The following is an 18,079-nucleotide window of genomic DNA, read 5'->3' on the forward strand; positions in this document are numbered from 1 at the left end:
CGTCGTGACCCCCGTGGCGATCAGTCGCCAGAACTGGCGCTGCACTACCCGAGACGGATCAGGCCGCCCCGGCGAACGCATCGCCGGCCGCAACGCACGGTCAGCGCGCCACTGCCGACGCTGGCCCTCCGGAACATCGCTGGTCTTCAAACTCCAGTCCGCCGTGGCCACGTCGCACCCCTACGAGATCAGGGTGTTGCGACGACCAGTTGAATCCACCTTGCGATCCGCGGTCCGCGTGGAAGATCACACCGGTGACGTCCCCGCCGCGGGCTGCGACTGCGGCCTGGAGCGCGTCGATGACGAGCCCGGCCCGCATGTGCGGGGCCATCGAGTAGCCGAGCACCCGGCGCGAGCGAATGTCGATGACGCAGGCGAGGTAGAGCCACGCGGTATGTGATGTCGCCGCACCACTTCTCGTCCAGACTGACAGCAGTGAAGTCCCGCTGAACCAGGTCCGCCACCGGCGGCGCGAGCCGGTCCGGAACCGTGGTGCGCTTCCTCTTCCGCAGGTGTCGGCCGACGATGCCGTGCTTCCGCATCAGCCGCGCGACCCGCTTGCGGTTGACCGTGTGGCCGAAGCCGCGCAGTTCGGCATGGACTCGGAGCGCGCCGTAGTTCCCGCGGTGTTCGGCATGGATTTCGCGGATCTCCGAGACCAGGGCGTCCTCGGTGGCCTGCCGGGCGGCCCGCACCTGGGCGCCGGCGATCCACCGGTAGAACCCCGAGCGGGAGACTTCCAGCACCCGGCATCTCCGCTTGATGCCAAACATCGCGGCATGGGCGGAGACGAAGTCCCAAGCGGTGGTCTTCACTTCATCTCCCGGGCAAAATAGGCGGCTGCCCGTCGCAGGATCTCTGCCGCGGTGTCCTGAGACCCGCCGGAAGCGACCGGACCGTCGCCGACGTCACGCACCCAGGTCCGCAGCGTCTCGGGGTTGACATTCAGATCGGCCGCAACGTCCCTGAACGTCCGCCTTCCCGCCGAAGCGCGCCACAACGCGATCGTGTCGGACCGGAACTCCGCACTGTACTTCGAGGGCCTTGCCACGTGGTCTACACCTTCCAGGATCAACAAGATCCATTGTCAGGTGTGTCCACACCACGGGGATCACCTCAGGCGTGGCATCGCCACCAGGTACAACAAGACCGCCCAGTCCTACCAAGCCGCCGTCACCCTCGCGTCGCTCCTGATGTGGGCCTAAAACTTTGACGACAACTCCTAGCGCAGCCCCGCCGACGGTCTCCACCCGGAGGAGGAGGCCGGACCGGGCCGCAGGTCCCGGACCAGGGTTGGACGGGACCTAGGTCCTCGTGCCCTTGGGCGATGTGCTGTACCAGGGCGGGTTCCTAGCCTCGGGGCATGCGATCACACGAAGCGGACGGTACTCAAGGAGACCCCGTGACCACTGTCAGCCCCGCCGCACGCCGTGCCTTGGCCGTGGGCCTCACCCTCGCCGCCTGCCTCACGCCCTCCCCTGTCCTGGCCACGGCCGCCGAGCCCCCCACCCAGGACAGCTCCGGGGCCGGACTGGACCGGTACTACCGCCAGCACCTCGGCTGGGGCAGCTGCATCAAGGGCCCCGACGACACCACGGGCCGCGATCTGGACCAGGCAGGCGTGCAGTGCGCGGACGTGACCGTGCCCCTGGACTACGCCGACCCCCGGGGGCGCACGATCACCGTGGCGATCTCCCGGCTCAAGGCCACCGACACCCGCCACCGCATCGGCGCGATCCTCCTCAACAACGGCGGTCCGGGCGGTCCCGCGCTCCAGTCCCCGCCGCAGGCCCGTGCGTCGATGAAGGAGGTCGGCGCGCGCTACGACATCGTCGGCTTCGACCCGCGCTTCATCGGGCGCAGCACCGCGCTGGACTGCGGCTTGCCCGTCGGCATGACCTGGCTGTCCGCCGGCACCGGCCGGGCGGGCTTCGACCGCCAGGTCGCCCTGCAGAAGAGCCTGGCCGACAAGTGCCGGGCCACCGACGCCGCGGTGCTCCCGCACATCACCACCCGCAACACGGCCCGCGACATGGACGTCATCCGCGGCACACTCGGCGAGCGGAAGATCTCCTTCCTGGGCTACTCATACGGCACCTACCTGGGCACGGTCTACACGCAGATGTTCCCCGGCCGCCACGACCGGATGGTGCTGGACGGGGCGATCAACCCAACCGACTACCGCCCCCGGCTGCTGAAGGGCACCGAGCGCGAGAACGAGAAGGCGCTGTCCGACTGGGCCGCCTGGGCCGCGGAGCACCACGACACCTACGGCCTCGGCCGCAGCCGCGCCGAGGTCCTCGCCGCCGTCGACCGCATCGTCGCGACGGCCGCGCGCGGTCCGCTGACCATCGGCGCCGGCGCCGATGCCTTCCGGATCGACGACAGCCAGGCGCCGCTCCTCCTCTTCTCGGGCATCGCGGACGACACCGCCCCGGCGCGGGCGTCGTTCAGCGAGCTGCTTTCCGTACTGGCCAAAGCCGCGGAGGGCCGGCCGACGACGGTGCCGCCGATGCTCGTCCCGGAGCTCCGGTACGTGCTGCGCGGTGAGGGCGAGCCCACCGGCGCGCAGTCCGCCGTCATCTGCGGGGACGTAGCCGCCGCGCGCGATCCCGAGCTCTACTGGCGGGACATCGAGCGCAACCGCATCGCGCACCCGCTGTTCGGCGCTCTGACCAACAACATCAACCCGTGCGCCTTCTGGGACTCGCCGCGCGAAGAGCCCACCCGGGTGCGGCGCGATGCCCCTGCACTGATCGTCGCCGCCACCGGTGACCCGCGGACGACGTACAAGGGGAGCGTCGAACTGCACAAGCAGCTGCCGAGCTCCAGGCTGGTCACCCTCGAGGGCGCCAACCGGCACGCGCTCTTCGGGCGCTACGGCAACGCGTGCGTGGACGACCAGGTCAACCGGTACCTGGCCACCGGCAAGCTGCCGGCGAGGGACCGGACCTGCGTCAAGCAGGCGGGGTAGGGCCCGCGGTTCACGTTCGGAGTGCGCGGGTCAGCAGCATTCTGCGGTTGTTCGTCGCGGTCTTGGGGAACACCGACTTGAGGTGGTCCTGCACGGTGTGCGGCCACACGGCGGCGGCACCTGCACGCTGGACCTGACCGCCCATCTGGCAGCGTCGAAGTCGCCGTGCACGACAACAGCCCGAAGGCCCCGCGCAGCCCCGCGCATGCGGGCCCCCGATCTAAAAAAGGGGGCGCCGGCGGTTTCGGCTGGCCCGTGGGTCACCACCTGGCCCGGGCCACAGCCGTCACCCGCCGGCTGACCGGCGGCAAGACCGTCAGCGCCCTCCTCGACCGCTAACGCCAACGCGCGCCGACCGTAGCTCTGCCGCCAGAGCGCGGCCGCCTCGGGACAGCTCTCCGACGACGGGAAGTACGGGGTCGGGGCGTCGCTCTACGGGACGCGCCAGACGTTGGCGAAGGCCGCGTGCTCGATGGAACGCCGCTGTCGTACGGCTTCCAGCTCCATCACCGCCTCGTTGATGATCGCCAGCACGGTGGTCACCGCTTCGTCCTCGAGGGCTAGCTCGTTCGCGTGCTCGCCTCCGTCCTCGGGGCGGGTGGCCGCGATACCCACGGCCGCGGCGAGGGCAGTGAGGATGGGCTCGCCCGCCTCCCACCGGCTTCGGGCGCGGCGCCGAACGGGCGTCTCGGCGACTTCCAGGCGATCGTTTCCGAACGGCAGCAGGGCGCGCCGCCCCCGCGTCAGCTGGCCGGCCTCTTCGAGAGCCGCCTGGTAGGTCGCGGACAGCTCCCGGCCGCGGCGCCACAGCCAGTCTTCGACCTTCTCGTACGGCACCTGCCGGATGAGAGCCGATGCCGCCTCGGTCATGAGCTCGTCATGAAGCTCATACTGCCCGCCCGGCACGATGGAGTCGTCGTCCAGGACTGCGGCCTGTACGGCGAGGAGATCGATCAGCTCGGCACCCGCGAGTACGAGCGACAAGTCGCCCTGCCCGACACCGGCCCCAGGCCGTTCGTCCATGGCAATGATGAACAGGTCCTTCGCCGTGCTCATGGGCGCTCCCTCGAAAGCTTCGGAACTCGGATCCCCCGGTCCCGCTCCCAGCATCCCCGCGCAACCGACGGCACACGGACCCGACCGGAGGCACCGGGCGGAGCGCTCCCTTACCCGTATGGCAGGAGCTTGGCCAACATCGTCACGGCAGGCGGCCGGCCAGATGCCCGCCGGGGTCGTCGGCCAGCCCTATCGTGACCTTCACTCGCTTGCCCACGGGCTCGCGCCGCACCTCGAAACTGCGGCCCACCGCCATCGCGATCTCCAGGCCGTGCTGCCCGATCCGGCTCGGATCAGCCGCGCTCACCGCGGGCAGCCGGGCACCGGTGTCCCACACGCTGATCTCCACGACGGCGACGCTCACCTCAAGCTCCAGCAGACACGGCCCGGGCGCGTACTTGTAGGTGTTGGTCACCAACTCGCTGACCACCAGCTCCACCATGCTCATCGCACGCTCCGATACCGGAAGCCCGTGAACGGCCTGCACATCAGTCATGAAACTGCGGGCAGCACGCCTGGCCCCAGCGATCGGTTCACTGCCGTCCAGGGCCATGGCCGACATGATCTGAACAGCAACTCACACTCGTCCTGGGACACCACAGCAGCCATAGCGCCACCTTCATCCTGAGCAAGCCACACGGCTAATTCCAGCCGTATACCCCGAAACGGCAGCCCTACACGAAAGCACAAAACGAAGATCGGACCGCCCGGGTGGCACGGAACAGCAGGACGGCTCCTCGCTCGAGGCAGCGGGACTGCACGCCGTCCCTCAGGTTCTGCGAGGGCGGAGTTCGGCCCGGGAACGCCATGCGTCCCGGGCAGCGTGGGTGGCACGAGGGAGGGGAACGGCTACGCCGCCTCGGGCCGCGGCCTTGGGGCCCGCGGCTGCGGTGTGGTATTCGGCGTTGAGGCGCTGGGCGTCCTCGAGCTGGTCCTCCAGGATGACGATCCGGCAGGCAGCCTCGATCGGGGTGCCCTGATCGACGAGCTCCCGGGCACGGGCGGTGACCGCAGCTGGTAGCGGGAGTAGCGGCGGAGGTCCTGATCCCTTCGCGCGGAACTGTCCGGATGCGTACGCGCGGACGCTGGCCCCATGTCGAATGGGGAACCGCCGCCCGGCTGAGCAAGGGGGGTCACCGCCGGGCGGCTATCCGCCGCAGTGGGGGCTGCCTCCTCCACTTAGGGGCAACGCTGGGAAGATCATCGGATGCTCGTGTGCGGGTGCGATCATCCTGGTCGTGGTGTTGGTGATCTCAGGCTTGCTCACATCCCGCCCAGAACGCGGAAGCAGGTTCTGGTCGCACGTCATGACGGGCATCCGCTGCGGTGTTGACGCCGATCGTGTCCTTGCCGGTGCGGCGGCATTGGTGGGGTGACGCGTGCACGGGTCGTAGAAGGCGCTTCATGGACGTGTGCAGGTCCGCGGCCCCGGTACCTGCCCGGAATCCGGGCCGCAGCATGTTCGGCCCGACCCTTCAGTGGAGTACTGCGATGGTGACGGCAACGACCAGTGACATCGAGCGGGCGGCCGAGGTGCTGCGCGCCGGCGGTCTGGTGGCCTTTCCGACCGAGACCGTTTACGGTCTGGGCGCGAACGCCGAGGACCCTGCCGCCGTCGCGCGCATCTTCCAGGTGAAGGGGCGTCCGCCCTCCCACCCGCTGATCGTCCACATCGCCGCCGCGGAGCACCTGGACGACTGGGTCGAGACCGTGCCCGCGACTGCGCGTCTGCTGGCCGAACACTTCTGGCCGGGACCGCTGACCCTGGTCCTGCGGCGCGGCCACCGGGTGCCGCTGGAAGCGACGGGTGGGCTGGAGACGGTGGCCGTGCGCGTGCCCGACCACCCTGTCGCTCTCGCGGTGCTGTCGACCTTCGGTGGCGGCGTCACGGCCCCGTCCGCCAACCGCTTCGGCTCGGTCAGCCCCACGACGGCCGACCATGTCCGTACGGAGCTTGGTGACGGCGTCGACTTCGTGCTCGACGGCGGCTCATGCGAGGTCGGCGTCGAGTCGACCATCGTTGATGTCACGGGCGAGATCCCGAGCATCCTGCGGCCCGGCGGGATGACGCGCGAGGACCTCGAAGCGGTGCTGGGGCGCTCTATCTCGGTGCCTTCGACGAGTCATGTCCGGGTGCCGGGCCAGCACCCGTCGCACTACGCGCCACGTGCGCGGGTTGTCCTGGTCGAGCCGGAGAAGATCGTTGCCGAGGCAGAGCTCGCGCAAGGACTGGGGCACAAGGTCGGCGTCTTTGTGCCTGCCTCCTTCGCCGACGCCCCGCTGAAGGCGCACGCCGTGGTGACGGTCCCCGTTCGATGGACGCCTACGCCCACGGCCTGTATGGATTCCTGCGCGAGCTCGACCAGCAAGGGTGCGACCTCATCATCGCGCCCCTGCCGCTGGAGGAGGGCCTAGGGTTGGCGATCGCCAACCGGCTTCGCCGGGCTGCGGGGCCCCGGCTCTGCCGGTGAGCGGCCGTAACCGGGACGGTCAGGCCGTGGTGGGAACCGCCGCATCGATGCCGCGGGTGGCGACGAGCTGTGCACTGCCGTCGGCCAGCCGGTAGGACAGCCCCACCACTGCGAGGCGGCCGTCGGCAACCCGTTCGGCCAGGACGCGGGAGCATTCGAGCAGCAGGTCCACGGATTGCTCGATGTGCTCGGCCAGGATCTCCTCGGCCGTCTCGCGTCCGGCGGACGCGTTCGATCCGCACGCCGGAGCCTTTCGGTAGCAGTGCCTTGGTCCGGGCCGTGGCGTCGCGGCTATAGCAGGCCCCCTTCTCTGGTGCGTCGATGGTCAGGAGCCGCACTCTTGAAGTCGCACCGGCGGGCCGAATGCCGCCGACTCCACGGACGTCGATCGTGTCGCCGTCGATGACGCCCACGACGGTGGGCGTTGGGCCACCGACTTGCTCGGTTCGACGGGGAAAGGGCCGACGCCAGGTTCTTGCGCCCAACCCTTCGGCTGCACGGGTGTCGGTGCGGGAGGGCTGGAGACTTGTCCGTCACCGTCGCCGGCGAGCTCGCCGATGGTCACCAGGCCGGTGAAGAGAGGGCGAATAGGACGGTCCTCCATCGGTGTTTGCCCTGCCTGCCCGGAGCCCGGCGCGATCGCGCCTGAGTGCCAGGACGAGGACGCGACGTGCCTCTGGGTGAAGGAGCGCTTCGCGAGGCGTTACGGCGCCAGGCATCGGTCAGGGAACGGGCGCATGGCGACCACCCAGAGAGTGGGCGAGTTTCGTTTCCCCCGGCCGAAGCCAAGCTGCGGAAACTGTGGATCGGCTTGATCTTCAACCCAACGTTAAAGATCAAGCCAATGGGCGGCGGTCTCAGAGCGAGCCGGCGCGACGACGGGTGTTGAGCGCGCCCCCGGCGCGGTTGACCCAGGCGCTCACATCGGTGTGAGGACCGTGTCGATGATGTTGACCGTGGCGTTCGCGGTCTGGATGTCGCCGCAGACGATCTTTGCCTTTCCGTTGACGGTGAACGACTCACCGGATCCCATTGTGGTTAGGGAACCGCCTTCGAGCGTCTGGAACGAGCCGGCGCCGAGCTGGTCGAGCGTGATCTTTGTGCCCACGACGTGGTAGGTGAGGATCTTGGTCAGCTCGGCTTTGTCGGCGAGGATCTTGTCGAGGTCTGCCTTCGGGATCTTCGCGAAGGCGTCGTTGGTCGGCGCGAACACGGTGATGTCCTTGGCGTTGTTCAGAGTGTCGACAAGGCCGGCCTTCTTGACGGCGGTGACCAGCGTCGACAGAGCCGGGTTGTTGGACGCTGCGGTGGCCACGGGGTCCTTGGCCATGCCGGCGAGGCTGCCCGAGCCTTCCTTGGGGACCGACGCGCAGGCAGGGCCGTAAGGGTCGGCCTGCTGGGAGCCGGCGAACGCGGGGGCTGCGACACCCAGGGCAACGGGGAAAGCGAACGCCGTGACCACGAGAGCGGCGCTACGGCGGATGTGTCGGGTGCTCATGTGTCCTTCTTCCGGAGGCGGGCCTTGCTGGGACTGCTCCGCCGCTGGGCCCGATCGCCCCCGAGGCGACGGTACGAGAGGGGAAAGGTCGCTGCCCGCCCGGTCTGCTTCCCCGGACGGGGCTGTTCACCCTCTACCGCCTATTCGTGGCCGCATGGCAGGTTGATTGCTGGAGGAATATATAGAAAAGCCCCGTATCGGCTGTGTATCGGCTTCTACTGGTGTCTCGCGTCGGCGCCGACCGTGAACGCCATGCTCACAACCCCACCACGCCGCCGTCCACGGCGTTGGGCGTCGGTGGCGCCGCGTACACGAACAACGACCTGAACGCGGCGATCGCCGACAGCCTGTTCGGCATCTCGACACCACGACCGACCGGACCTCGATCAACCCCCGGCCAACGCCGACACCCTCGCCTCCACAGGGAACCTGGGCGCCGCTGTGGGCCCCGACGCAGGCGTCGACATCTACTGCAGCCCGAAGAACCGGCAGGTCACCGGCATCGCATTCCGCTCGCCCAGCATTGACGCACAGGATAGGGGCCGCACCATCGGTGCGGCCCCTGCGTGGAGCGGAAATGCCCGGGTCGAAGCCACGACAGCTGAGGACCCCCCGGCCGTCGGCCCTTGGTCAGCAGTACCGCACCCACTCGTGGGCGTAGACGTAGTGGGCATCGACCCAGCCGGACTTGTCGGCGAGGTGGTACCAGCCGTCCTGCTGGCAGGCCAGCTTGACGTGGCTGCCCGGGGACAGGCTCCACACCACGTGGGAATGCGTCCACGGGTGCTCGCGGACGTTGAGCTCAATCCGGGAAGTCACCGTGCCCGACACACTGTGATCATGATGGTGGGACTGGGGAGCAGCCCCCGCCACGCCGACGCCCGCCACACCGAAACCGGCGGCCAGGACGACAGCGGCAAGGCCGCGCCCGATCGTTTGTGCGGTCATGACAGCACTCCTTTCGCACCCCCTCGCCTCTGCGCCCCAAGGCCAGGTGGGACCCGGCGCCGCGAGCAACGCGCGCTCGCTCCTCCATCTGGTGATTCGAAGGCCCCACCACTCCGGATTGGTATTGATTCGCCCGTTATCTTCACGAAGGGCATGCTTCCCCTCCCCGGCGCCGGAGGGGGAGGCTGTGGAGGTGCTTCCGCACGCGTGTTCCTCCCGGCGCCATCGGTTGGGCACCAGTGGTGAAGCGGGTTCTGTCGGGGCCTTTTGTTGCCGCTTGTGGTCTTCGCGGCCGTCCTGGCTGCTTCCGGGGGCCTCCTGTGCCTGTTTCCCTGCCGGTACCGACCTGGCTTCGCCGTCGGTGGTGTCTTCATCGCCATCGCGGCTGTGTGGGCGGACCGACAGGCTCTTCACGTCCAGCCACGACTGCTGAGCAGCTGGTAGCCGCTCTGTTCACAGTCCGGTGACGGCGCGGGCGGTGAGGCCGAGGCCAACGAGGAGGACAAGGGCTGAAGTGGCGGCGGGGCCGATGCGCCCGAGCGCTTGCAGGCGTGCGGAGGCTCGCTCGGCGGTGCGAGCGGTGATGCGCTCGCGCAGCCGTACGAGGAGGAGGCCGGCGAGGGTGAGGGTGGTGGCCATGCCGAGTCCGTAGCCGATGACGAGGAGGATTCCGAAGGCGGTCCGGCCAAGTGCGACGGCGCCGAGGAGCACGACCAGTGCCGACGGGCTGGGGACGAGACCGCCGGCGACGCCGACGCCGATGAGCGACCAGCGCCTTCGACGCGAGGGAGCGTGGCTGTGGTGGTGGTGTTCGGCTTCGCCGTGGTGGTGATGGTCGTGCGGGAGTGCGGTGGCGGTTTTGGTCAGGACGGTGGTGGTGCCGTCCGCCGTTGCGCTGTCGGGGGCTCGCCGTGAGGAGGGCAGGCCGGTCGGTGGCTCGTGGCTGTGTCCGTGATCTGCCACGGGCCCGTGCCCGTGGTGGCTGTGGTGGTGATGTCCGTGGCCATGGTCTGCGTGGTGGTGATGTCCATGGGTGTGGCTGTGGCCGTGCTGGAGGGGGCGGCCGCGCAGGGCGGAGTGCAGGAGCCTCAGGCCGATGGCAGTGACGAGGAGGCCGCTGGCCAGGCCGAGCCAGACCAGGACGGTTTCCCCGGCGAGGTGGGTGGCGAGAGGGAGGGCCAGGCCGAGGGCGAGGACGCCCGCGGTGTGGGTGAGGGTGACGGTGGCGCCGACCGTGACGGCGTCGCGTCGGGTGCCGCGCCGCCCGGCCAGGTAGGCAGCCATGATCGTCTTGCCATGGCCGGGCATGGCGGCGTGGGAGGCACCGAGGACTACGGCGAGGAGCAGGGCGAGCAGGCCGACGGGAACGGTGAGTTCCCGGCTGCCGACGAGGGTGTCGAAGAGCGTGGAGACCTTGTTCAGCGCGGCGGTGACAGGGCCCGCGCCGGGCATCCCGGGTGGCACGATCCGGGCGGCCGCGGCCCCCTGTCCCTGGGCCGTCCGGATATCGGCGCTGCGCTGGTCGAGCGGGTCGGCGAGCGGATCCTGCGGGTAGTGGCGCAGTTGGTCGGTGGTGGAGGTCGCCGGGACGGTGGAGTCGGGGAGGGTCAGGCCTGCGCCGCGGGCGGTGATCTCGTGCCAGCCGATGCGCCGGGTGTCGTAGTGCGTGACGACGTGGACGCCGGCCGGCGAGGTCAGGGGCGCGTCGGCGGTGAGTCGGCAGGTGAGTCGGCTGGTCTTGAGCCCGGCCTCACCAGTGGGGAAGGTCAGTCCGCTCGTGCCCCGGTTCCATCGGAGGCTCACGCCGCCCACGTCGGCGGCCAGCTGCCCGGCCAGCGTCGTGCATGCCTCGTCCGCGTACACGCCTTGCTCGTCGGCGCTGATGGATCCGTTGTGGTCTTGGTCGATGAGCGGGCGCTCTTGTGCTGCGGCGATCTCGGCGCGGTCGATCACGATCTCGGCTTCGACCGCGTGCGGGCGCAGGGTGAGGTGGGTTGCGTAGTTGACGGTGAAGTTGCCCAGCGGGTGCGCGGCCGCGGGCGAGGCCGTGGTGAGGAGGGCGAGCGGGGTGAGCAGGGCTGCTGCGAGGGGGGCGGCGGTCAGACGCCGGCGGGTGCTGGGGTTCATGGGGTGGTGTCGTCGATTCGCCGGAGTGCTTCGCGCGCCGCGGGGGCGTGCAGTGGGTGGAATGTGGGGTCGGCGGCCAGCGCCTGGGAGAGGTCGTGGCGGGCGGGCGTGGTGTCGCCGAGGGCCTGGTGGATGGCGCCGCGGTGGTACAGGAACAGTGCGCTGCGCGTGCCCAGCACGAGGGCCTTGTCGGCCTGGTGGAGGGCTTCGTCGTTGCGGCCTGCGCGGTGCAGGGCCCAGGCGTAGGCGTCGTGGACGGCGAGGAATGGCCGCTCGCGTACGGCGGTTTCGGCCATGGCCACGGCCTGGTGAGGGTCGCCGTGGTCGGCCTCGAAGTAGATCGCGTCGACGTCGGCGGGTGCGGCGGTGGCTCGGCGGAGTGTTTCCTGGGCGCGCAGGACCGCGTACTGGGCCTCGGCCTGGTTTTGGCGGCCGAGGGACTGCTGGAGTTCCCCGAGTCCCAGGAGGTATTGCGGCAGCGGGGCCACCGCGATGGCTGCGGTGTAGTCGGCGACCGCCTGTTCGCGATCGTCTGTGGTTGCGCCCGCTTTGGCCCGGGCTTCCAGCAGGCCTGCGTCGCGCGGTGCGATGGCCAGGCCGGCCTGGGCCTGGCGCAGGGCGGTGGTCGGATCGCCGCTGTCCAGGGCGAGGGAGGACAGGTGCGTGTGGGCGAAGGCGCGCTCGCCGGGTGTGCCGGCGGCCCGCAGGGCGCGCTCCATCAGCAGCTTGGCCTGGTCGGTGTCGCCGCGGAGTTCGAAGACGTAGGAGGCGCGGGCCAGGGAGGAGCTGTCGGGGCGAAGGTCGGCCATCTTCTGGACGGCTTCCTCCGCTTCCCGGTACTGGCCGAGTTGGGTGTGGGCGTCGGCGAGCACTCCGTAGGTGGCGGGGGTGGCGGGGCTGGTCGCGATCGCCTTCTCGGCCCAGGTGAGGGCGTCACGGAACTGGTGGCGGGCGGCGGCGAGGGCGCCCATGCCGATCTCCGCGTGCAGGTTCTGGGCCGGCTGGAGGGTGAGGGAGCGGCGCAAGGCCGCCTCGGCCTGGGCGTAGGTGGCCGGGTCGGCGGTGGTGCGGGCCTGCTGGACCAGGGCCATGCCGAGGTTCGCCCAGCTGACCGGATCTTTCGGCAGACGCTGGACGCGCTCGCGCAGTGCCGCGATCCCGCGGGCGGGGCCGGAGGCTGATGATGCCGTGGCAGGGGCGTCCGGCGTGCTGCTGCCGTTCGGGGAGAGGCCGACAGCCCCGACGGTGAACATGACCACGCCCAGGGCGACGGTGATCACGGTGGTGCGCAGGCGTCTGCGGCGCCGGATCACGGGAGCGGGTTCGTCTTCGGGCCGGTGCACGGGATCCTCCCCGGGGAAATGCAGTGGATGGTGTTCCGGGCGAGGACCGGAGGGCCGGACTCGGTCCCCGCCCGGAGTGCGATAGGTCAGCTGGCCTCGGTTGCGGCGCAGGCGGCACCGCCGACGCCTAGGAGGAGGACGCCGAGGCCTCCCAAGGCCGCGGCGTTCCTCTCTCTGGAACCCTTTACTTGCCGTTCGGGCCGCTGTTGACGGACTTGGTGTGGGGCAGCGCCAGGTACGGGAACGAGGTGCCGAACGGCACTTCGTTGGCGTCGACCTGGTCGCCGTCGGCCAGGGCCGGGACGAGCTGGCCAGTCTGGGCGGCGCCTTCGACGGCCTGGAGGGAGATGTCGATGACGTCGTCCGTCAGGCGGCGGCCGTTGGGGAAGCCCGCGAAGTCACCGGCAAGGACGCCGTAGCGGTTGGGCTGCGCGGTCGGCGGAACCGCCATGTTCAGGCGCAGCTCCTCCGCCGGCACGATGTCACGGAGCTTCGCGTCCTTGTTCAGGCGGTGGGCGTTGAGGTCGGCCTGGATGGGTCCGCAGGCCTTGCAGATGCCCGTCAGGTAGATCTCGAACAGATCCCGTCGGGGGGCCGGCGGTGCCGGGATGCCGTAGACCTGCTGGATCAGCTTGGGCAGGATCGGGTCGAGGACCTTGTCCACGACCGGCTGGACGGTGCGGTCCTGGTCCGGGTTGAGGGTGTTGAAGGCGTCCTTGTACTTCAGCGGGACGACGACCTCGTTGACCAGCGGGTTACCCAGGCGGGAGACCTGCTTCCACTTGTCGCCGTGCTTGTTCCGGGAGTCGGAGACCTGCACGCCCTGCCGGTCGGTCGTCGACCACACACCGATCACCGGGTTGCGGCCGGGGTTCCCCTTCAGGGCCAAGTCCTTCTTGGGGATCTGGAGGGCTACGGAGTTCACGTTGTAGCCGGCGAGGGTGTCCTGGCCGCGCTCGGACAGGTCGCCCCCGTAGAGGAGGTCGAAGACGCGCAGGTCCGCGAAGAAGGGGTCCTCCGCCTGCCCTGCGAAGGTCTTGCCGCCGCCGGGGACGTTGCGGATCGCCTGGTTGCGCAGAGCCGCGTAGTTGGGCATGGACGCCGGGCCGACACGGGAGGGGGCGGCGGGCACATCGGAGAGCAGGACCTTGCTCTTGTTGCCGCGGGTGACCACAAGGTCATAGACCTGGCGGAAGTTGAGGTCCGGGTCGTTCAGGGAAGTGACCGGGCCGGTGTTGTAGAGGAACTGGTTGGCGTCGTCGCGGTAGCTGCTGCGGAAGCGCCAGGTATAGGTGATGTCGGAGACGCCGTCACCCGTGTTGTCGATCTTGATGTTGTAGCGGAGGTCGTCGCCGAACGCGTAGAAGTTCGGGCCGCCGTTGGGCTCCTCGAAGGGAATCCAGTTCGCCAGGAAGGTCACCGAGTCGGGGCGGTCCAGGCTGGTGTACGCGTACACGTCGGTGTTGTCCGCGCGCGGGTCGCCCGCGATCAGCGGTGCCTCGCGGTGGCTGGACGCGGAGCTGACGCCCGGCGCCAGGGTGAGGGCGGCCAGTCCCGTCGCGAGCGCGCCGGCGCCCAGGACGAGGAGGGACTGGTTGAGCACACGGCGCGAACGGGGCCGTGCGGGGATGGACTTCAAGGGTGTTCCTCTCGACTGCGAACCCGGCCCACCGCACACACCGGCACGGCCGGACAGGGGCATTCAGGTGGGGTGACCACTCGGTCGGACGGGCGCGCCCGTGCGGCATCAGCAGCAGGTCCAAGGCCCGCCGGCCTTGGAATGTGCCATTGCGCTCAGACCGCGCAGACGGAAGGAAAGCATGTACTGCCGGTAGGGCGTGACCGTATTTCGCGGCGCACGGAGAGCGCCACGCGGCCCGTTGTTGCAAATGGCCTGGCCACGGCGGCAAGGCGGGAAAATGAGAGCCGAATTATTTCCTGCAACACGCGGGCCGGACACTAGGCCGATCGAGGGGCAAACTGCTATTGCGATTGATGCGCAATAAGGCCCTTGGTGGCACCGGAAGCGAATGGGAGCAGGTCAAGGCCTCCAGGCGGGACGCGATCCCGCCTGCTGGGAGACTCTGACCCAGGAACCTCCTGGGTCTGGCTCCGCCCGCGAGACGGCAGGGTGGGTCGGGGAAATGACGAGTTGATCCACCGGCATCACGGCGGACTTGGAGTGTGCGAAATGGGTTGGAGGAAACGTTTCCCCATCGAGCTAACGGATATCTTGAAGTCGCCTTTTTCGTTTCATGGCATTGTTGCCACCATTCGACTTATCGCCTGCCGATGTCTTCTCTCTTGCACTCCCTTGACGTGTGCCCGTGTGAAGCACTCGGAGCGAGCCGCGCTCGGCTAGGTTGCAGGTGCCGGATCGAGGCCGGGAAAGCAATGAACTGGGTGGGGGTGGCGACTCCCCGTCGCGTCGCCACCCCGGAACTTCCGTTCCGGGCGGACATCAGGCGGTGCAGTTGGCGGCGCCCGCCTGGGCCGGAGCGGAAGGGTCCCACTCGGCCCCGCCCCTCATCCCGCGGGCCGGGGACGAGCGGGGGCTCGGAGCCTTCAGCTGTTGACGCAGGTATTGCCGAAGGCGGGATTGAGGAGGCCGATCACGCTGACGCTGTTGCCGCACGCGTTGATCGGGACGTGGATCGGAATCTGGATCAGGTTCCCCGACAGCACGCCCGGGGAGCCGATTGCCGCACCGGAGGCCCCGGCATCGGCGGACGCGGCGGACGCTCCACCGGCCAGCGCCAGACCTACTGCAAGCGCGAGACCTGCACTCTTCAGAACACGAGACATGGGCTGCTCTCCTTGTTGGTGCAGCGGCGCGTGGGCGCCGGGAGCCCGATGCCGGGCCCGCACGCACTGTCTTCGTTGGGGCACCGCAGGGCGGCTTGGTCTCCACCAGCGTGTTCCCCCGAAGGGATGGCCCGGCCGCTGCATCTGGCCGAACGCTTCGTCCACCGGCCGGGTCGCCCGCTGGTGTCGTCTGGTGGCAGTTCGCTTGTCCGGTCAGCACGGGAAGAACCGCCTGCCTGCCTGTCCGGCCGGCGCAGTCGGCCACGACTCCCGCAACAGCCGTAGGCATGGCGCCTGCGTGTCACAGGGGTTGTTGCCGGTGCCGTGCCCCGGACACTGTCGGCGCACGGCGGTTCACAGGGCCCTGGCGGGCGGATGCGACCTCGGTGAGGCGGTCCAGGCCTTCATGCAAGGCGCGGACGAGACCTGCCCGGTCCACGGCGCAGCGCACGTGCCATCCGGCGTGGCCGACAGAAGGTTCTCGGCATCGGCGAGAACAACGTCGGCCAGGGCGCGGGCCGGGCATGCTGGCAGAGAGCTGGCGGCATGGCGAACCTCGGCTGCCACCGCACGGGCGGGGCGGCGCCGGGCAACTGCCAGGCGATCTACTGAAGGTCCGCGAGGGCCAGGCCAGACTCCGCGCTCCATCCGAGGGGAGTTGTGACCAGACGCTCGTGGGGCTGAGATCGAGAGGCTAACGCGGCCGGGGCCCGCGTGCTCCAGACCATATGCCCGAGTCCTCGGGTTGAGTGAAGTCGTCTCCGCTACGTGCGACGTCAGTTTCTCCACGCGTCGCCGGACGTTCTCCCTGTCGTCCCCGCTGGTGTCTGTCTCGGAACCGGAGGCGTGGTGCGCTCTCCCCGCTCCGGGACCGGCGACGTGACGGCAAGCCCCGGAGCGAGGGGCGGTGAGCCGCAGCCGCCCTTCCCGGGACGACCAGGCTCTATCAGTCCACACCATCCGCTACCGGCCGGTTATCCCCCACACCGTGCCCTGGATGTCGGTCACCCGGACGCAGCACAAGCCCCACGATCCGTCGGCCACCTTCGTGTGCTTGTGGCAGGCAGCTTGAGGGCAGTGGTCCCCAGCGCAGACACGATGGGGACGTTGCGCCCCGAACTTACTGTCGGAGAGGGCGGGATCACCACACCGGTCAGTGGGCAGACCCTCCGAATTCCGCGTGCTGCGGCTGGAAGGCGTACTCCCGGTCGTCATCGGAGGGCGGAGGGGGAAACACAATCCGGCGCGACTCCGCTCGTGCGTGCGCCATGAGCTGTTCGAACTCTTCGTCGGTCATTGGTCTCGCCTCCCGCGTTCTCACGAATGATTCGCCGCAGGAGGGCCGTCGGATTGGCCCTCCTGCACGCGGGCGGGGTCTGGTGGTACTGCGGAGTACGAAAGAGCGTCTCCTGGCGGTGCGGCGTCGCCGAATGCGTGGCATCCGCTGGCAGCGCCAGGGCCGCGAGGGGAAGCGGATCCGGTACGGCCCGTCGGGTTCTGCCGTCTCTCTGCGGCCAGCTGCAGACGCTATACCGTTCCATGCGGGCACGGTGATGTCCCCCGCCGGTATGTCCGCTCCTCCCCGCGCCGTCAGGCGGTGAGGACGGTTAGTGCCTCTCCCACGGTCACGGCCAGCCCCTTCCGCCGCCGGAACGTCCTGGTTACCCATTCCACCGCCGTGGCGGGCGAAGCGCCACCAGCGGCGTGGCGACGGACAAGTTGGCCGTCGTCGCCGGCTACTGCACCGTTGGGGTGGTTGTCCCGGTCCGGGGCCGTCCGGGAGCGTGCCGCCTCCGAAGTAACCCCGGGCCTGCCACCACCCTGGTCGGGCCATCAGTCACGCGAAAGGTGAACATGCGTACTCGTAGCACTGTCATCGCCCTCTCCGCCGTCCTCGCGGCGGCCTGCGCGACCCCTGCGCTTGCCTCGGTGTCCGACATCGACACCCCGGCGCAGACCCTGCCTGCCATGGACCACAAGGGTCTTGCCGCGATCGGGCTGACCTCCGACCAGCGTCTGGTGGAATTCGACGTCGACAAGCCGTCCAAGACCCGGGCGCTGGGCAAGGTGTCCAGTCTCCGGGGTGACACCAAGCTCATCGGCATCGACTTCCGGGTACAGAACGAAAAGCTCTACGGGGTCGGCGACCGCGGCGGCATCTACACCCTCAGCACCACCAACGCCAAGGCTGTGAAGGTCTCCCAGCTCACCGTGGCCCTGTCGGGCACGCGGTTCGGCGTCGACTTCAACCCGGCCGCGAACCGGCTGCGCGTCATCTCCGACACCGGCCAGAACCTGCGCCACAACATCGACGACGCCACGGCCACCCTGGGCACCACCGTCGACGGCACGCTGACCAACCCCACCACCCCGCCGTCGACCGCCCTGGGAGTCACCGGCGCCGCCTACACCAACAACGACCTGAACGCGGCGACCGCCACGACCCTGTTCGACCTCGACACGATGGCCGACCGGATCTCCCTGCAGTCCCCCGCCAACGACGGCACCCTCGCCCCCACCGGGAACCTCGGCATCAACGCCGTACCGGACGCCGGTTTCGACATCTATTACAACGCCAAGACCGGCACCAACAAGGGCTTCGCCGCCCTCAGCACGGGCAGCTCGTACCGCCTGTACGAGATCAACATCCTCACCGGCAAGGCCACCAACCAGGGCGCATTCCCGACCCGGCAGCAGGTCACCGACATCGCTCTGCCCCTGAACCAGGAGCGCTAGTGATCTGGTTTTGAGATCCTGTCGCAGTAGCGGCAGATCCGGTCGAGGATCTGGTCAGCGGTCTTGGTCCACTTGAAGGGCCTGGCCTCGTCGTTCCAGACCTTGATCCAGTCCTCGAGCG

At 69.4% G+C, this 18,079-nt stretch carries 13 protein-coding genes and 5 pseudogenes; 4 read left to right on the forward strand and 14 right to left on the reverse strand.

What is annotated here, in order from left to right; genetic code table 11:
* From OTB20_RS40120 to OTB20_RS40135, 4 genes and pseudogenes are all read right to left on the reverse strand, one after another.
* A pseudogene (locus OTB20_RS40120) lies at positions 1–150 on the reverse strand (IS30 family transposase); the annotation flags it as partial.
* Positions 101–346, reverse strand: coding sequence for a hypothetical protein (locus OTB20_RS40125; protein ID WP_324290476.1), 246 nt, complete (start codon positions 344–346; stop codon positions 101–103). The pseudogene OTB20_RS40120 and the gene OTB20_RS40125, both read right to left, overlap by 50 nt.
* A gap of 214 nt (positions 347–560) precedes the next feature.
* Positions 561–773: pseudogene (locus OTB20_RS40130) on the reverse strand (IS3 family transposase); the annotation flags it as partial.
* A gap of 38 nt (positions 774–811) precedes the next feature.
* Positions 812–1,078: a transposase gene (locus OTB20_RS40135; RefSeq protein WP_267824855.1), complete on the reverse strand. Its 267-nt coding sequence runs from the start codon at positions 1,076–1,078 to the stop codon at positions 812–814.
* 285 nt (positions 1,079–1,363) lie between these two features.
* On the opposite strand from OTB20_RS40135, the gene OTB20_RS40140 reads away from it, so the two are divergent.
* Positions 1,364–2,974, forward strand: coding sequence for an alpha/beta hydrolase (locus OTB20_RS40140; RefSeq protein ID WP_420716603.1), 1,611 nt, complete (start codon positions 1,364–1,366; stop codon positions 2,972–2,974).
* Between the two features lie 165 nt (positions 2,975–3,139).
* Positions 3,140–3,313, forward strand: coding sequence for a hypothetical protein (locus OTB20_RS40145; RefSeq protein WP_267824857.1), 174 nt, complete (start codon positions 3,140–3,142; stop codon positions 3,311–3,313).
* 93 nt (positions 3,314–3,406) lie between these two features.
* On the opposite strand, the gene OTB20_RS40150 is transcribed toward OTB20_RS40145, so the two are convergent.
* The 3 genes and pseudogenes from OTB20_RS40150 to OTB20_RS40160 all read right to left on the reverse strand — a co-directional run.
* The gene (locus OTB20_RS40150) at positions 3,407–4,030 is read right to left on the reverse strand and encodes a GPP34 family phosphoprotein (RefSeq protein WP_267824858.1); all 624 of its coding nucleotides are present in this window, start codon (positions 4,028–4,030) and stop codon (positions 3,407–3,409) included.
* A gap of 142 nt (positions 4,031–4,172) precedes the next feature.
* Positions 4,173–4,592 carry an ATP-binding protein gene (locus OTB20_RS40155; protein ID WP_267824859.1) on the reverse strand — a complete coding sequence of 140 codons (420 nt, stop codon included), beginning with the start codon at positions 4,590–4,592 and terminating at the stop codon, positions 4,173–4,175.
* 300 nt (positions 4,593–4,892) lie between these two features.
* A pseudogene (locus OTB20_RS40160) lies at positions 4,893–5,065 on the reverse strand (MerR family transcriptional regulator); the annotation flags it as partial.
* A gap of 456 nt (positions 5,066–5,521) precedes the next feature.
* On the opposite strand from OTB20_RS40160, the pseudogene OTB20_RS40165 reads away from it, so the two are divergent.
* A pseudogene (locus tag OTB20_RS40165) lies at positions 5,522–6,501 on the forward strand (L-threonylcarbamoyladenylate synthase).
* A gap of 19 nt (positions 6,502–6,520) precedes the next feature.
* Here OTB20_RS40165 and OTB20_RS40170 read toward each other — a convergent pair.
* The 7 genes and pseudogenes from OTB20_RS40170 to OTB20_RS40205 form a co-directional block, all read right to left on the reverse strand.
* Positions 6,521–6,727 (reverse strand): annotated as a pseudogene (locus OTB20_RS40170) (carbonic anhydrase); the annotation flags it as partial.
* Between the two features lie 693 nt (positions 6,728–7,420).
* A complete protein-coding gene (locus OTB20_RS40175; protein WP_267824860.1) occupies positions 7,421–7,999 on the reverse strand; it encodes a fasciclin domain-containing protein in 579 nt (192 codons plus the stop codon).
* A gap of 630 nt (positions 8,000–8,629) precedes the next feature.
* Positions 8,630–8,947, reverse strand: a complete 318-nt coding sequence (locus tag OTB20_RS40185; RefSeq protein WP_267824867.1) for an SH3 domain-containing protein — start codon at positions 8,945–8,947, stop codon at positions 8,630–8,632.
* Positions 8,948–9,400: 453 nt separating this feature from the next.
* Positions 9,401–11,074: a sulfite exporter TauE/SafE family protein gene (locus tag OTB20_RS40190; RefSeq protein WP_267824861.1), complete on the reverse strand. Its 1,674-nt coding sequence runs from the start codon at positions 11,072–11,074 to the stop codon at positions 9,401–9,403.
* Positions 11,071–12,417 (reverse strand): tetratricopeptide repeat protein, encoded by a 1,347-nt coding sequence (locus tag OTB20_RS40195; RefSeq protein ID WP_267824862.1) that lies wholly within the window; start codon positions 12,415–12,417, stop codon positions 11,071–11,073. Before OTB20_RS40195 ends, OTB20_RS40190 begins: the two co-directional genes overlap by 4 nt.
* A 184-nt stretch (positions 12,418–12,601) precedes the next feature.
* Positions 12,602–14,056, reverse strand: a complete 1,455-nt coding sequence (locus tag OTB20_RS40200; protein ID WP_267824863.1) for a DUF4331 domain-containing protein — start codon at positions 14,054–14,056, stop codon at positions 12,602–12,604.
* A 926-nt stretch (positions 14,057–14,982) separates the two neighbouring features.
* Positions 14,983–15,222: a chaplin gene (locus tag OTB20_RS40205; protein ID WP_267824864.1), complete on the reverse strand. Its 240-nt coding sequence runs from the start codon at positions 15,220–15,222 to the stop codon at positions 14,983–14,985.
* A 1,854-nt stretch (positions 15,223–17,076) separates the two neighbouring features.
* On the opposite strand from OTB20_RS40205, the gene OTB20_RS40210 reads away from it, so the two are divergent.
* On the forward strand, positions 17,077–17,958 hold the full coding sequence (locus tag OTB20_RS40210) for a DUF4394 domain-containing protein (protein WP_267824865.1): 882 nt from the start codon (positions 17,077–17,079) through the stop codon (positions 17,956–17,958).
* The last annotated feature ends 121 nt before the right edge of the window (positions 17,959–18,079 follow it).

It is taken from the genome of Streptomyces sp. H27-H1, from assembly GCF_026627445.1.
Taxonomy (GTDB): Bacteria; Actinomycetota; Actinomycetes; order Streptomycetales; family Streptomycetaceae; genus Streptomyces.